This is a genomic window from Roseomonas sp. AR75 (genome assembly GCF_005222815.1).
Lineage (GTDB): Bacteria > Pseudomonadota > Alphaproteobacteria > Acetobacterales > Acetobacteraceae > Falsiroseomonas.
Map to the genome: position 1 here is coordinate 508,555 of NZ_STGB01000005.1, position 13,381 is coordinate 521,935.

At 72.9% G+C, this 13,381-nt stretch carries 15 protein-coding genes; 9 read left to right on the top strand and 6 right to left on the bottom strand.

All coding sequences use genetic code 11. The annotated features are described in order from the left end of the window. Positions 1-108: 108 nt before the first annotated feature. Positions 109-1,374: a DUF445 domain-containing protein gene (locus tag E4T13_RS21930; RefSeq protein ID WP_240791239.1), complete on the bottom strand. Its 1,266-nt coding sequence runs from the start codon at positions 1,372-1,374 to the stop codon at positions 109-111. 125 nt (positions 1,375-1,499) lie between these two features. Here E4T13_RS21930 and E4T13_RS30815 point away from each other — a divergent pair, with 125 nt between their 5' ends. From E4T13_RS30815 to E4T13_RS21940, 3 genes are all read left to right on the top strand, one after another. Next, complete coding sequence (locus E4T13_RS30815; RefSeq protein WP_256370469.1) at positions 1,500-1,622, top strand: hypothetical protein; 123 nt, start codon at positions 1,500-1,502, stop codon at positions 1,620-1,622. Next, positions 1,619-2,377 carry a metal ABC transporter ATP-binding protein gene (locus tag E4T13_RS21935; protein WP_137180476.1) on the top strand — a complete coding sequence of 253 codons (759 nt, stop codon included), beginning with the start codon at positions 1,619-1,621 and terminating at the stop codon, positions 2,375-2,377. The genes E4T13_RS30815 and E4T13_RS21935 overlap by 4 nt, the downstream gene beginning before the upstream one ends. Before the next feature lie 162 nt (positions 2,378-2,539). Next, positions 2,540-3,406 (top strand): metal ABC transporter permease, encoded by an 867-nt coding sequence (locus E4T13_RS21940; protein WP_137180477.1) that lies wholly within the window; start codon positions 2,540-2,542, stop codon positions 3,404-3,406. Positions 3,407-3,413: 7 nt separating this feature from the next. Here E4T13_RS21940 and E4T13_RS21945 read toward each other — a convergent pair whose 3' ends face one another. From E4T13_RS21945 to E4T13_RS21960, 4 genes are all read right to left on the bottom strand, one after another. Further along, on the bottom strand, positions 3,414-4,406 hold the full coding sequence (locus E4T13_RS21945; RefSeq protein WP_137180478.1) for an enoyl-CoA hydratase/isomerase family protein: 993 nt from the start codon (positions 4,404-4,406) through the stop codon (positions 3,414-3,416). 69 nt (positions 4,407-4,475) lie between these two features. Beyond that, positions 4,476-5,321, bottom strand: a complete 846-nt coding sequence (locus tag E4T13_RS21950) for a dienelactone hydrolase family protein (RefSeq protein WP_137180479.1) — start codon at positions 5,319-5,321, stop codon at positions 4,476-4,478. A 72-nt stretch (positions 5,322-5,393) separates the two neighbouring features. Then, positions 5,394-5,828: a hypothetical protein gene (locus E4T13_RS21955; protein WP_137180480.1), complete on the bottom strand. Its 435-nt coding sequence runs from the start codon at positions 5,826-5,828 to the stop codon at positions 5,394-5,396. A 9-nt stretch (positions 5,829-5,837) separates the two neighbouring features. Then, on the bottom strand, positions 5,838-6,170 hold the full coding sequence (locus E4T13_RS21960; protein ID WP_137180481.1) for a hypothetical protein: 333 nt from the start codon (positions 6,168-6,170) through the stop codon (positions 5,838-5,840). 108 nt (positions 6,171-6,278) lie between these two features. Here E4T13_RS21960 and E4T13_RS21965 point away from each other — a divergent pair, with 108 nt between their 5' ends. From E4T13_RS21965 to E4T13_RS21990, 6 genes are all read left to right on the top strand, one after another. Further along, positions 6,279-7,376 carry an ABC transporter ATP-binding protein gene (locus E4T13_RS21965; RefSeq protein WP_137180482.1) on the top strand — a complete coding sequence of 366 codons (1,098 nt, stop codon included), beginning with the start codon at positions 6,279-6,281 and terminating at the stop codon, positions 7,374-7,376. Positions 7,377-7,411: 35 nt separating this feature from the next. After that, complete coding sequence (locus E4T13_RS21970) at positions 7,412-8,461, top strand: ABC transporter substrate-binding protein (protein WP_137180483.1); 1,050 nt, start codon at positions 7,412-7,414, stop codon at positions 8,459-8,461. Positions 8,462-8,666: 205 nt separating this feature from the next. Further along, positions 8,667-9,851, top strand: coding sequence for an ABC transporter permease (locus tag E4T13_RS21975; protein ID WP_137180484.1), 1,185 nt, complete (start codon positions 8,667-8,669; stop codon positions 9,849-9,851). After that, on the top strand, positions 9,848-10,615 hold the full coding sequence (locus E4T13_RS21980; protein ID WP_137180485.1) for an ABC transporter permease: 768 nt from the start codon (positions 9,848-9,850) through the stop codon (positions 10,613-10,615). Before E4T13_RS21975 ends, E4T13_RS21980 begins: the two co-directional genes overlap by 4 nt. 64 nt (positions 10,616-10,679) lie before the next feature. Beyond that, on the top strand, positions 10,680-11,408 hold the full coding sequence (locus E4T13_RS21985; protein WP_137180486.1) for a superoxide dismutase: 729 nt from the start codon (positions 10,680-10,682) through the stop codon (positions 11,406-11,408). A 133-nt stretch (positions 11,409-11,541) separates the two neighbouring features. Then, positions 11,542-12,948 carry a right-handed parallel beta-helix repeat-containing protein gene (locus E4T13_RS21990; RefSeq protein ID WP_137180487.1) on the top strand — a complete coding sequence of 469 codons (1,407 nt, stop codon included), beginning with the start codon at positions 11,542-11,544 and terminating at the stop codon, positions 12,946-12,948. A 99-nt stretch (positions 12,949-13,047) separates the two neighbouring features. On the opposite strand, the gene E4T13_RS21995 is transcribed toward E4T13_RS21990, so the two are convergent. Beyond that, positions 13,048-13,347 (bottom strand): hypothetical protein, encoded by a 300-nt coding sequence (locus E4T13_RS21995; protein WP_137180488.1) that lies wholly within the window; start codon positions 13,345-13,347, stop codon positions 13,048-13,050. Positions 13,348-13,381 lie beyond the last annotated feature (34 nt).

Consider the following 13,381-nt stretch of genomic DNA (forward strand, 5'->3'; position numbering starts at 1 on the left):
CATTGCGGAACCGATCGCCGTCGCCGCCGGCGGGCTTGGGCGGAGGTCGCTTCGACACGCGCATGGCGGACGCGCGGCCGAGGCACCGCGCGCAACCCTCGCGTGTCGTCAGACGGCGATGCGCCCGAACAGCGCCGTCAGCAGCGCGAACAGCGCGCCGCCGACCAGGAACCCCACCAGCGTGCCGTTGATGCGCACGTATTGCAGGTCCTTGCCCACGCGCAGCTCGATCTTCTCCGTCACCGTCGCGGTATCCCAGTTGCGCACGACGCCGGCGATGAAGTCGGCAAGCTGCGCACGGGCATTGGGCAGCAGCGCCACCAGCACCCGCTCCGCCGCGCGGTTCAGCCGCTCGCGCGCCGCCGGGTCCTCGGCCAGCACGGTGCCGAGATTGCCGAGCATGCCCGCCAGCACCTGCACCGTGCGGCCGGAGGGGTTGGCGGCGTCGGCCTCCATCGCCACGCGCAGCCGCGCCCAGACATCGCCGAGCCAGGCGGCCACGGCCGGATGCGCCAGCGCCTCCCGCACGGCGCGGCCGATCGCGGCGGCGCGTTCGGGGTCCTCCTCCATGCGGGCGATCTCGGCGCGCACCCATTCCTCGAAGGCGCGGCGCAGGTCGGAATCGCCGGGCTCGACGCGGTCGAGCTCATGGTTCAGCGCGCCCAGCACGCGGCGCGCGATGGCGGCGCCGGCGATCCAGCCGACCAGGCTGCCGCCTTCCGCGCGGACGCGGGCCTCGATGGCCTGGCGAAGCTGGTCCTCCTTCGCGGTCATCACGGCCTTGAGCTGGCCGACGGCCAGGCCGAACACCTCCTGGTGGCGGCCGCCCTCGATCAGGGTGGTCAGCGCGCGGGCGATCACCTTGGCCGCGCCGGGGCCGCCGGCGAGGCGGGGCACCAGGCGGGTGAGCAACCGCCGCGCGCGGCCATCCTCCAGGCTCGCCAGCACCTTGGGCATGGCGCCGGCCAGCGCAACGGCCGCGGGGCGCACGGCCTCGGGGTCGGCGAGGAAATCCCGCAGGATCTTGCCGAGATCGAGCCGCGCCAGCACGCGGCGCACCTCGGCCTCGGTGAAGACGTGGTTCGCCACGAAGCGGCCGAGCCCGCCGCCCAGCCGCTCCTTCTGGTTGGGGATGATGGCGGTGTGCGGGATGGGCAGGCCGAGCGGGTGGCGGAACAGCGCCGTCACCGCGAACCAGTCGGCGATGCCGCCGACCACGCCGGCCTTGGCCGAGGCCTGGAGCAGTTCCGTCCAGTAGCCCGGCGGAAGCCAGTAGGAGCCGACCAGCAGCCCCGCCATGGCCAGCAGCAGCCCCGTCGCGACCGCCTTCTGCCGCGCCAGCGCCGCGCGCAGCGGGGCATCGGGATCGGGCAAGGGGGGGAGAGGGTCGTGTTCGCCGCGCATGCGCCTTCGAGGTAGGCGGGCCGAGGGGCTTTGCCCAGCGCCCCTTCCGCCAGGGGATGCATCGGGCTATAGGGACGCTACGTTATACGGTCACCATGCAACGCTTCCTGTCCACCAACCCGCTCGACCTCTCTGCCGGCGCCGGAGCGCGCCTGGTGCTGGCGGCTGGCGTGCTGGCGGTGCTGTGGGCGGCGGTGGCCTGGGCGATGCAGGCATGACCGCGCCCGGCCCGGAGCTGCGCATCGAGCACCTGACGGCGACCTATCGCCGGCATCCGGCGGTGCATCACCTGTCGGCCCGCTTCGCGCCGGGCAGCCTGACGGCCATCGTCGGACCGAACGGCGCGGGCAAGACCACGCTGCTGCGCACCGTCGCCGGGCTGCACAAGGCCGATGAGGGGCGGATCACCGCGACGCATGCGGATGGACGGCCGGCGCGCCTGGCGCTGCTGCCGCAGCAATCCGGCATGGACCGCGCCTTCCCGATCTGCTGCCGCGACGTGGTGTTGCAGGGGATGTGGTCGCGGCTCGGCCCCTTCCGCGGCGCGTCGGAGGCCGATCGGGCGCGGGTGGAGGCGGCGCTGGAGGCGGTCGGGCTCGGCGGCTTCGGCGGGCGATCCGTCGCCGAGATGTCGGCCGGGCAGTTCCAGCGGCTGCTGTTTGCGCGGCTGCTGGTGCAGGATGCCGCGCTGATCCTGCTGGACGAGCCCTTCAACGCCGTGGATGCGCGCACCGCCGCGGACCTGCTGGCGATGGTGAAGCGCTGGCATGGCGAGGGCCGCACGGTGATCGCCGTGCTCCACGACCTGGACCTGGTGCGCGACGAATTCCCCGATTGCCTGCTGCTGGCGCGCGAGAAGGTCGCCTTCGGTCCGAGCGCCGAGGTGCTGAGCGCGGCGAACCGGCTCAAGGCGCGGATGATGGCCGAGGCCTGGGACGAGGCGGCGCCGCGCTGCACGGCCGAGGCGGCGTGATCCGCGGCTGGCGGGCCGGGGAGGCCTGCTTGTTGGACATGCGGAGGTGCCCCCACCCCGACCCTCCCCCGCTTCGCGGGAGAGGGAGCAGGTCGCGCCGCCCGGATTCTCCCTCTCCCGCTTGCGGGGGAGGGTCGTGGTGGGGGCGGCGCGCGCTTCGCCATGCTTGACCCCCTGCTCGGCCCCTTCCTCGAATTCGGCTTCATGCGCCGCGCCCTGGTGGGCTGCCTGGCGCTGGCGGTCGCGGCGCCGCCGCTCGGCGTCTTCCTGATGCTCCGCCGCACCAGCCTGACGGCCGAAGTGCTGGCGCATGGCGTCACCCCCGGCATCGCGGCTGGCTTCCTGATCGCGGGGCTGTCGGTGCCGGCGATGTCGCTGGGCGGGCTGGTCGCCGGCCTGATCGTCGCGCTCGGCGCCGGGGCGCTGTCGCGCGCCACCGGCGGGCGGGAGGACGCCTCGCTCACCGCGCTCTACCTCATCGCGCTGGCGCTCGGCGTCACGCTGGTCTCGCTGCGCGGCGACACGGCGGACCTGACGCATCTGCTGTTCGGCCAGGTGCTGGGCGTGGACGACGCGGCGCTGCTGCTGATGGCGGGCGTGGCGACGATCACCCTGCCGGCGCTCGCGCTGGCCTGGCGGCCGTTGGCGCTCGAGACCTTCGACCCCGCCTTCGCCCAGGCCGAGGGCGCGCGGGGCGGCCTGTGGCACATGCTGTTCCTGGCGCTGGTCGTGCTGAATGTGCTCGCAGCGTTCCAGGCGATGGGCACGCTGATGGCCGTCGGGCTGATGATGCTGCCGGCGGTGGCGTCGCGGCACTGGGCGCGGGCGCTGTCGGGCATGGCCTATGCGGCCGTGGCGCTGGCGGCGGCCTCGGCCTTCGCGGGGCTGCTGGCGTCCTACCACCTGGACCTGCCCTCCGGTCCCGCCATCGTGCTGACGGCGGGGCTGCTCTGGGCCGTCTCGGTCATCGCGGGGCCGGTGGACGGGCTGGCGGCGCGGCTGCTGCGGCGGCCGCACCTCGCCGGGTAGCGGCGGATCAGCCGAACAGCGTGGCGGGATCGGCCTGCGGCGCCCAGCGTGGGGCGTTGTCCTTGTCCACCAGCACGGCGCGGACGCCTTCCGCGAAATCCGGGTGCTGCGTCACGCGGCGGGTCAGCGCGAGTTCCATCGCCAGGCAGGCGGGCAGGTCCAGCGCGCGGCCGCGGCGGAGCAATTCCAGCGTGACGGCCATGCTGGTGGGTGACATGCGATCGAGGATCGCAAGCTGGTCCCTCGCCCAGTCGCTGTCTTCGGCCGCGAGCGCCGCGCGGATCGCCGGCAGGCTGTCATGCGCGAAGCAGCGATCCACCGCCGCGCGCTGCGCCGCGACGGCGCCGGGCGGCACGGGCTGCGCGAAGCGGTCCACGACGCCGGCATCGCCTTGCAGCAGCGCCGCGCGCAGCGCAGGGAGTTGATCGCGCGGGACGAAATGCGTGGCGAGGCCGGCCTCCACCGCATCGGCGCCCTTCAGCCGCGCCCCGGTCAGCGCCAGCCAGTTCCCCAGGCCGCCGGGCAGGCGGGGCAGGACGAAGCTGGTGCCGACATCGGGGAACAGAGCGATCGCCGTCTCCGGCATCGCGAGCAGCGCATGCTCCGTCACCACGCGGTGGCTGCCATGGACGGAGACGCCGATACCGCCGCCCATGCAGACGCCGTCGATCAGGCTGATCCAGGGCTTCGGGAATTCCGCGATGGCGCGGTTGACGGCGTATTCGGAGGCGAAGAATTCCTCGACGCCCGCGGCATCGCCGGCCAGCGCCAGTTCCCGGATGCGGCGGACATCGCCGCCGGCGCAGAAGGCGCGGCCGCCGGCGCCTTCCAGCACCACCAGCCGCACCGCCGGATCGTCACGGATGTCGCTGATGGCCGCGGCGATGCCGGCGATCATCGGCACGTCCAGGGCGTTCAGCGCGCGCGGCCGGTTCATCAGGATGGTCCCGGCCGCGCCTTCGCGGCGGGCGACGATGCTCGGCTCGGCCGTCTCGGCCATGGCGCGCTTCCCTTCTGTCTGCTGGGAAGCGGGCTAGACGCACGCGCCCGCCAGGGCAAGCGGCCGGGCTCAGCCCCCGCCGAGCAGGAAATCCAGCAGCGCGCGCTGCGTCTCAGGTTGCGTGGGCTGGCCCGCAAGGTCGGCGCCGAGCACCATGGAGCTGAACACCGGCCGCCGCGCGAACTCGCCGCAATGCAGCGCGCGGGCACGTTCCGCCGCGCCACCACGGCGGTCGGCCAAAGGCAGCAACGGCACGCTCACCGGCAACTCGTCGAGCGCGGCGCGGGCGCCGCGGCAATCCTGGCCGAGCACCGCCACCGCCGCCAGGCCGCGCGTGGGCCAGAGCCCGGCGGTGCCGCGGCCCAGGCTGTGGCCGACGAGATAGACCTCCGCCTGGTCCACCCAGGGCAGGCTGCGCAGATGGCCGAGCGCGACCTCGACCTCCCGCAGGCGCCGGCCGACATAGGCGGGCTCTGGCGGCGGCGACCAGCCGATGGGCAGGGTGCGGGCATACCCGCCGTCGCGCCGCGCCGGCCGGGGTGTCGCGATGGGGCGCGACGGGCCGCCACGACAGGCGGCATGCGCATCGGGACGCGCGTGATGGTCGGGCGCGATCGCGGCAAAGCCATGCGCGGCGATCAGCCGCAACGTCTCCGCCGCGTCCTCGTCAAGGCCGCGGCAGCCATGCGCGAACAGCACGACCGGCAGGGGTGCGGCGGCGTCCAGCCGCGCAAGCCGTGGCGCAGCGTCCGCCAGGCGCCGCGGCGTGGCGTCCCCGGGCAGGATGACATAGGCCTGCGCCCACGCCGCCTCGGCCTGCGCGCCGGAATCCGGCTTCGCCATCTCCATCCCGCCGGCGCAGCCGGCCAGCAGCAGCAGCGCGGCCAGCGCGCCGTATCCCCTTCGCAGCAGCATGCCCGCACCTCCTGGCAGCGATGCCGCCAGGATGCGGATGCGGAGTTGCCGAAGCGTTCATGCGAGACAGGCTCAGCGCCGCGAGAGCAGGCCCACGATCATCGCGGTGAGTGCCGCGCCCAGCATGCCCTTCTTCGCGGTCTGCGCGCGCAGCAGCGGCGCGAGCATCGCCGCCCGCGCCGCGCCGTCGCCAAGCTGGCGCAGCGCATCGTCGCGCACCTGCAGCGCGCCCTGCGCCACAGGATCGCGGCCCGACCGCCAGGCCAACAGGCCGAGCAGCACCGCCACCACCAGGTCGCCCGCCGCCACCAGCAGCGCGGCACCCGCCGCGCTGCGCGTCTCCGCCAGCCAGGCGAAGGCGGCGAGATGCAGCATCAGCAGCAGCAGCAGCGCGAAGACCGCCGCCACCGCCGCCAGCTCCACCTGCACCGCGCGCGCCTTGACCGACCGCCGCAGATACAGCGCCTCGGCATCCCAGGCGACGCGGATCAGGGAGAGGAGGCGCATCGCGAAGCCTTACCGACGGTCGCGATAGATCGTCGTCGTGCCGGTGAGCCGGCCGATGATGTAGCCGGCGACGGCGGCCATGCCGATCGAGAGCAGCGGCCGCTCGCGCACGGCATCGGTCACCGCATGCGCATTCTCCTCGACGCGCGCCTTGGCGCGGCGGGAGTAGTTCTCCACCGTGTCGGCGGCCTCCCCGAGCGCGGGCGTGACGCGCTCCTCCATCAGCCGCTCGACCTGGGCGCGGAGCCGGGCGAGCTCGGCGCGCGCGTCATCCGCCAGGCGCTGGCCGGAGGCCACCGCCTCGTCACGCAGCTCGCGCATGTCCTTTGCCGACTGGGACATCGCCGTACTCCTTCCATGTGGTTGCATTCCCGGCGAAACGAACGCGGTTGCGGCATTCCGGTTCCGCCGGTTGACACGCTTCCGTGCGCCGGGAAGCCTCCCTCCCCCATGGATGCCCCGCTACTGCGCTTCGAGCGCGTGTCGAAACGCTATCCCGCGCCCGCGCGCGGCGCGGCGCAGCCCGCTGCGCTGGCCGGGCTCGACCTCGAGATCGCGCGCGGCGAGCTGCTGACGCTGCTCGGCCCCTCGGGCTCCGGCAAGACGACCACGCTGATGCTGCTGGCGGGGTTCGAGACGCCGGATTCCGGGCGCATCCTGCTGGAAGGCCGCGACATCGCGCGGCTGCCGGCGCACAAGCGCGGCATCGGCGTGGTGTTCCAGTCCTACGCGCTGTTCCCGCACATGACCGTGGCGGAGAATGTCGGCTTCCCGCTGGAGGCGCGCAACGTGCCGCGCGGCGAACGCGCGGCGCGCGTGGCGCGCGCGCTCGATATGGTGCGCCTGCCGGAATACGGCGATCGCCGCCCGGCGCAGCTTTCGGGCGGGCAGCAGCAGCGCGTCGCGCTGGCCCGCGCCATGGTGTTCGAGCCGCCGATCGTGCTGCTGGACGAGCCGCTGGGCGCGCTCGACAAGGCGCTGCGCGAGGAGATGCAGCACGAGATCCGCGTGCTGCACCAGCGGCTCGGCCTGACCATGATGTATGTCACGCATGACCAGTCGGAGGCGCTGACGCTGTCGGACCGCATTGCCGTGCTGGCCGGCGGCGCGCTGCGCCAGGTCGCGGCGCCGCGCGACCTGTACGACGAGCCCGCCGACGCGTTCGTCGCCGGCTTCGTCGGCGAGAACAACAGCCTTCCGGCGCGCGTGGTCTCGATGGCGGACGGCGTCGCGCGCTGCGCGCTGGAAGGGATCGGCACGATGCCCGCACGCGCGGTCGGGCCGCTGGCCGCCGGCGGGCCCTGCGTGCTGATGGTCCGGCCGGAACGCCTGGTGCTCGACGCGCCGGAAGGCCTGCCCGCGCAACTGGCGGAGGCGTTGTTCCAGGGCGACCATGTCCGCCTGCGCCTGGTCCTGCCCGGCGGTGCGGAGGTGATCGCCAAGCGCCCGGTGGGCGAGGCCGCGCTGCCCGCGCCGGGTGCCGCTGTGACGCTCGGCTGGGCCGCCGGCGACGCGCGGGCCTTCCGCGCGGAGGGCCCCGCGCGCTAGCCTCTTGCTGCTGCACAGGGACGGAGGAGACGGCCATGCGACGCAGGCAGATCATGGGCGCGGCAGGCGCGGCGGCGCTGGCGCTGCCCGGCACGGCGGCGCGGGCGCAGCAGCGCGACCTCACCGTCGTCTCCTGGGGCGGCGCCTATCAGGAGGCGCAGCGCGAGGTGTATTTCCGGCCCTGGATGGCGGCGCGCAACCAGCGCCTGCTGGAGGAGACCTGGGATGGCAGCGTCGGCGTGCTGCGGGCGCGCATCCAGTCCGGCGCCAATACCTGGGACGTGGTGCAGGTGGAATCCGAGGAGCTGCTGATCGGCGGCGAGGAAGGCCTGTTCGAGCGGCTGGACTGGAACGCCATCGGCGGCCGCGACAACTACATCCCGCAGGCCGTCAGCGACTTCGGCGTCGGCGCCATCCTCTATTCCTTCGTCCTCGCCTGGGACCGCGAGCGCGTGCGGGAGGCGCCGCGCGGCTGGGCGGATTTCTTCGACACCGCCCGCATCCCCGGCAAGCGCGGTCTGCGCAAGGGGCCGAAGACCACGCTGGAGATCGCGCTGCTGGCCGATGGCGTCGCGCCGGCCGAGGTGTATCGCGTGCTCGGCACCGCTTCCGGCGTGGACCGCGCGTTCCGCAAGCTCGACAGCATCCGCGGCGACCTGGCCTGGTGGGAGCGCGGATCGCAGCCGCCGCAATGGCTGGCGACCGGCGAGGTGGCGCTGACCAACGCCTACAACGGCCGCATCGCCGCGGCGAATGCGGGCGACGGACGCAACTTCGGCATCGGCTGGAACCAGAACCTCTACACGCTGGATTCCTGGGTGATCATGCGGGGAAGCCCGAACCGCCAGCGCGCGCTGGATTTCCTGGCCTTCGTGGGCCAGGCGCAGGTGCAGGCGCAGTTGCCGCCGAAGATCCCCTACGGCGTGACGGCGACGGGCGCGAATGCGCTGATCCCGCGCGAGGTGCTGCAGCAACTGCCCACCGCGCCGCAGAACGCCGCCGCGGCGCTGCAGATCGACGACAAGTTCTGGCTGGATAATCTCGACAGGTTGAATCAACGCTTCAACGCTTGGGTCAGCCGCTGAGGCGAACGCGCCTGGATCGGTGCTGTTGGTCGTGCCCTCACCCACCCTCGCCGCGCGAGGGTCCCCCCTCTCCCATTGCATGGGAGAGGGCAGATGCAGGGCCGCATCGCCCTCTCCCGCCATGCGGGAGAGGGAGGGGCCCGCGACGCGCAGCGTCGTGGGAGGGTGAGGGCGCGACCGACCGCGCCATACCGCACGCACCATCATGACCTCCCGCCGCACCGCGCTGCTGCTGATCGCGCCGCTGCTGGTCGGGCTGCTGGTCGGCTTCGTCGCGCCGATCGGCGCCTTCCTCTGGCGCGCCATCGCGGATGACGAGGTGGCCGCCGTGCTGCCGCGCACGCTGGCCGCATTGCGCGGCTGGGACGGCGCGACGCCGCCGGATGGCGCCTTCGTCGCGCTCGCGGAGGATCTGCGCGAAGCCCGCGCGCAGGACGCGGCGACCGGCGCCGGCGGCATCGCGCGCGCCGCCGCGCGGCTCAACGCCGAATGGCCGGGGATGCGCAGCCTGCTGCCGGCCACCGGCCGCCGCGTGACCACGCCGGGCGAGGAACGCGCGAAGATCCTTTCGGCCAGCGCGGAGTGGGACACCGGCGCGCCCTGGCGCGCCATCCGGAGCGCGGGCGGGCCGTTCACGGCGTATCGCCTGCTCGCCACGCTCGACCTGCGGCGCGATGCCGCCGGCGACATCGTGCCGACGCCGGAGGAGCAGCGGATCTGGCGCGGCATCCTGCTGCGCACGCTGTGGATCTCGCTGTCGGCGACACTGCTCTGCCTGCTGCTGGGCTACCCGCTGGCCTGGCTGATCGCCACCGCGCCCGCGCGCGCGCAGCCCTGGCTGCTGGGTGCGGTGCTGCTGCCCTTCTGGACCAGCCTGATCGTGCGCACCGCCGCCTGGATGGTGCTGCTGCAGAAGGAAGGCATCGTCAACGCGGCGCTGCTGAGGCTCGGGTTGCTGGATGCGCCGCTGCCGCTGCTGATGAACCGCTTCGCCGTGCTGGTGGCGATGGTGCACATCCTGCTGCCCTTCATGGTGCTGCCCATCGCCGCCGCCCTGCGCAGCATGGACCCCGCCCTGCCGCGCGCCGCGGCCTCGCTCGGTGCGGGGCGGCTGCGCATCTTCCTGCGCGTCCTGCTGCCGCTGTCGCTGCCCGGCGTCGGGGCGGGCTGCCTGCTGGTGTTCATCCAGGCGCTGGGCTTTTACGTGACGCCGGCGCTGCTGGGCGGGCCGAACGACCAGATGCTCGCCTGGTTCATCGGCTTCCACGCCAACCGGCTGGTGGATTGGGGCATGGCGGCGGCGCTGTCGGTGCTGCTGCTCGGCGCGGTCGCGCTGGTGATCGGGCTCTACGGGCGCCTGGTCGGCTTCGACCGGGTGCGCACGGCATGAGGACGGTGCTCTGGGCCTTCGGGCTGCTCGTGCTGCTGTTCCTGCTGCTGCCGATCCTGGTGGTGATCCCCCTCTCCTTCTCCGCCGGCAGTTTTCTGACCTATCCGCTGCCGGGCCTTTCGCTGCGCTGGTACGATGCCTTCTTCGCCTCCGATTTCTGGCTACCGGCGCTGCGCAACTCGCTGGTGGTGGGCACGGCGAGCGCGGCGCTCGCCACGCTGTTCGGCGTGCCGGCGGCCTTCGGGCTGTGGCAGAAGCGCGTGCCGGGGCGGCGGCTGATCCTGGCCGTGATCCTCGCGCCGATGGCGGTGCCGGCGATCGTGGTGGCGGTGGCGCTGCTGCTGGCCTTCGGGCCGCGCGGCCTGGCCAACACCTTCACCGGGCTGATCCTCGCCCACGCGATGCTCGGCGTGCCCTTCGTGGTGATCACCGTGCTCGCCTCGCTCGCCCGCTTCGAACCGGTGCTGCTGCGCGCGGCCTCGGCCTGCGGCGCCGGGCCGTGGCGCGGCTTCTTCCGGATCTGCCTGCCGCGGATCATGCCCGGCGTCGCCGCGGGCGCGGTCTTCGCCTTCGCCACCTCGCTGGATGAGACGGTGGTGGTGCTGTTCCTCGCCGGCCCCGCGCAGCGCACCCTGCCGCGGCAGATGTTCTCGGGCCTGAACGACGAGATCAGCCTGGCCATCATGGCGGCGGCAACACTGATGGTGCTGCTCTCCGCCCTGCTGCTCGGCGCCGTCGCCTGGCTGCGCCGGCCGGTGCGATAGCGGCTTCCGGCTTCCCGTGGGTCGGGTAAGGTTCCCCGCGGGGAACGACCCCAGGAGAACCCGCATGACCCTGCTGCATCGCCGCGCGCTGTTCGGCGCCGCGGCTGCCGCCGCAACCGCCTGGGCGGTGCCGCGCGCCGCGCTGGCGCAGGCCGCGCCGCCCGCCGGGCCCTTCCGCCTGCCCGACCTGCCCTATGCCTTCGACGCGAACGAGGCGGCGATCGACGCGCGCACGATGGAGATCCACTGGCGCTTCCACCATGGCGGCCAGGTGAACGGCCTGAACAACGCCGTGCGCGACCAGCCGCAGCTTGCCGCCATGCCGCTCGACCAGCTTCTCATGAAGCTGAACGAGGTGCCGGAGGGCATCCGCACGGCCGTGCGCAACAATGGCGGCGGCAACGCCAACCACACCATGTTCTGGCAGATCATGGGCGGGCGCGGCGGCGAGCCTTCGGGCGAGCTGGCGCAGGCGATCGCACAGGATTTCGGCGATTTCGCCGCCTTCCGCACACGCTTCAACGCCGCGGCGAACGGCGTGTTCGGCAGCGGTTGGGCCTTCGTCACGGTGACGCCAGCCGGGCGTCTCGCGGTGGTGACGAAGCCGGGGCAGGACACGCCGCTGATGGATGGCCAGCGCGTGCTGATGGGCAACGACGTGTGGGAGCACGCCTACTATCTTCGCTACCAGAACCGGCGCGCGGAGTACACCGCGAATTGGTGGAACGTGCTGGACTGGCAGAAGGTCGCCGCGCGCTACGCGCAGGCGAAGGCCGGCACGCTCGGCGTGTGAGCGTATCGCGCCCTGCCGCAAGGCAGGGCGCATTTCAACCGCTACGCGATTGCCGCCGCGCGAAGCAAAACTTTCGCCATTCCTCCGCTGAGGCCAGCCTGCGCCCCGTTCGCAACTTCGGGAACGCACATTCATGGCAACGCTTACCGTCGGCCGCGGCCAGCAATACGCAACCGTCTCGCAGGCGATCGCCGCCTCGCGCGATGGCGACGTGCTGCAGGTGCAGGCCGGCACCTACACCAACGACTTCGCCACCATCACAACCGACATCACGCTGAAGGCCGTGGGCGGCATGGCCCACATGAAGGCCACCACCCCGCCCGGCAACGGCAAGGCGATCTTCGTCACGCGCGGCGACATCACGATCGAGGGCTTCGAGTTCTCCGGCGTGAAGGTGCGCGACGGCAATGGCGCCGGCATCCGCCACGAGGATGGCGCCCTGACGATCCGCGGCAGCCACTTCCACCACAACCAGGACGGCATCCTGACGATCGGGCGGAACGCCGAGGCGACGCTGACGATCCAGGATTCCGAGTTCAACAACAACGGCATCGGCGATGGCCGCACGCACAACCTCTATGTCGGCAAGATCGGGCGGCTGGAAGTGGACAACAGCTACTTCCACACCGTTCCCGTCGGCCACCTGCTGAAGAGCCGGGCCGAGGAGACGGTGATCACCAATTCCCGCTTCTTCGACCATGGCAGCAGCGCCAGCTACGAGATCGACCTGCCCAATGGCGGCGATGCCGTGCTGCGCGGCAACGTCATCCAGCAGGGGCCGAACAGCCAGAACGCGAACATCGTCGCCTTCGGCGCCGAGGGGAACCTGCATCCCGGCAGCAGCATCGAGATGACGGACAACGTCGTCATCAACCAGCGCGCGGCCGGCGGCACGATGCTGTGGAACAAGGCCGGCGCGCCGGCGACGCTGGTGGATAACGACGTCTACGGCGTGGCGGAGGCCCGGGTGCTGTCCGGGCCGGGCAACGTCTCCGGCACGGAGTTCCTGCGTGCGGCGCCGCGGCTCGACACCTCCTCCCCCTGGGAGGGTGGCGGTCGCCCGACGCCGCCGCCAGCGCAGAACCCGGATCCGCCGCCGCCGCACCAGCCGGGGCCGCCGCCTTCGCAGAACCCCGACCCGCCGCCGCCCGGCGATGGCGTGAGCGATGCGCCGCGCATCTGGGGCACGGGCGGCGACGACCTGCTGCTCGGCGGCGCCGGACGGAGCCAGCTGATCGGGCGCGAGGGCGACGACACCCTCGATGGCGGCCAGGGCGATGACGGGCTGATCGGCGGGCCGGGCGCGGACGTGTTCCGCTTCGGGGAGGATTTCGGCAATGACGGGATCCGCGAATTCGAGCATGGCGCGGACCGCATCGACGTCTCCGCCCTCGACATCGCCGAGGCGCAGTTCGCCGCGGCGGTGGACATCGCCCAGCGCGGCGCGAATGTGATCATCACCGTCGAGGATCACGGGACCATCAAGGTCTATGGCGCCGACGCCGCGCAGTTCGGCAGCGGCGACTTCATCCTCGGCTGAACGCGCGGGCGGGTGTCACGCGGAGCCGCGTGCATGCCCGCACGTCCCGCCCCCCTCACCCAACCCTCTCCCCCCTGAGGGGGGAGAGGGCTTTTTCCGTCAGCGGAGCCAGGGCGTCATCGGCGTGACGTCGAGGTTGAGCTGCGGCATGGGCATCGGCATTGCCGGCACCGCGGCGGGCGGAAGGCCCTCGCCGCAGGCAGGGCGCAGTACGCCGCAATCCCAGCGATAGCCGTCGGGCCGGCCGGAGACGATGCCGCCGCGCTGGTAGCCGCAGGAACAGAGCTTCCCCGCCATGCAGGCGACGGCGCCGACGCGATCCTGGTTGCAGGCCGGCATCTCCTGCGCGGCGGCGGGCGGGACGATCAGCAGGAAGGGCAGCAGCAGGGCGCGACGCATCGCGCCAGCATCGCCGACGCGCATTGCCGAAAGG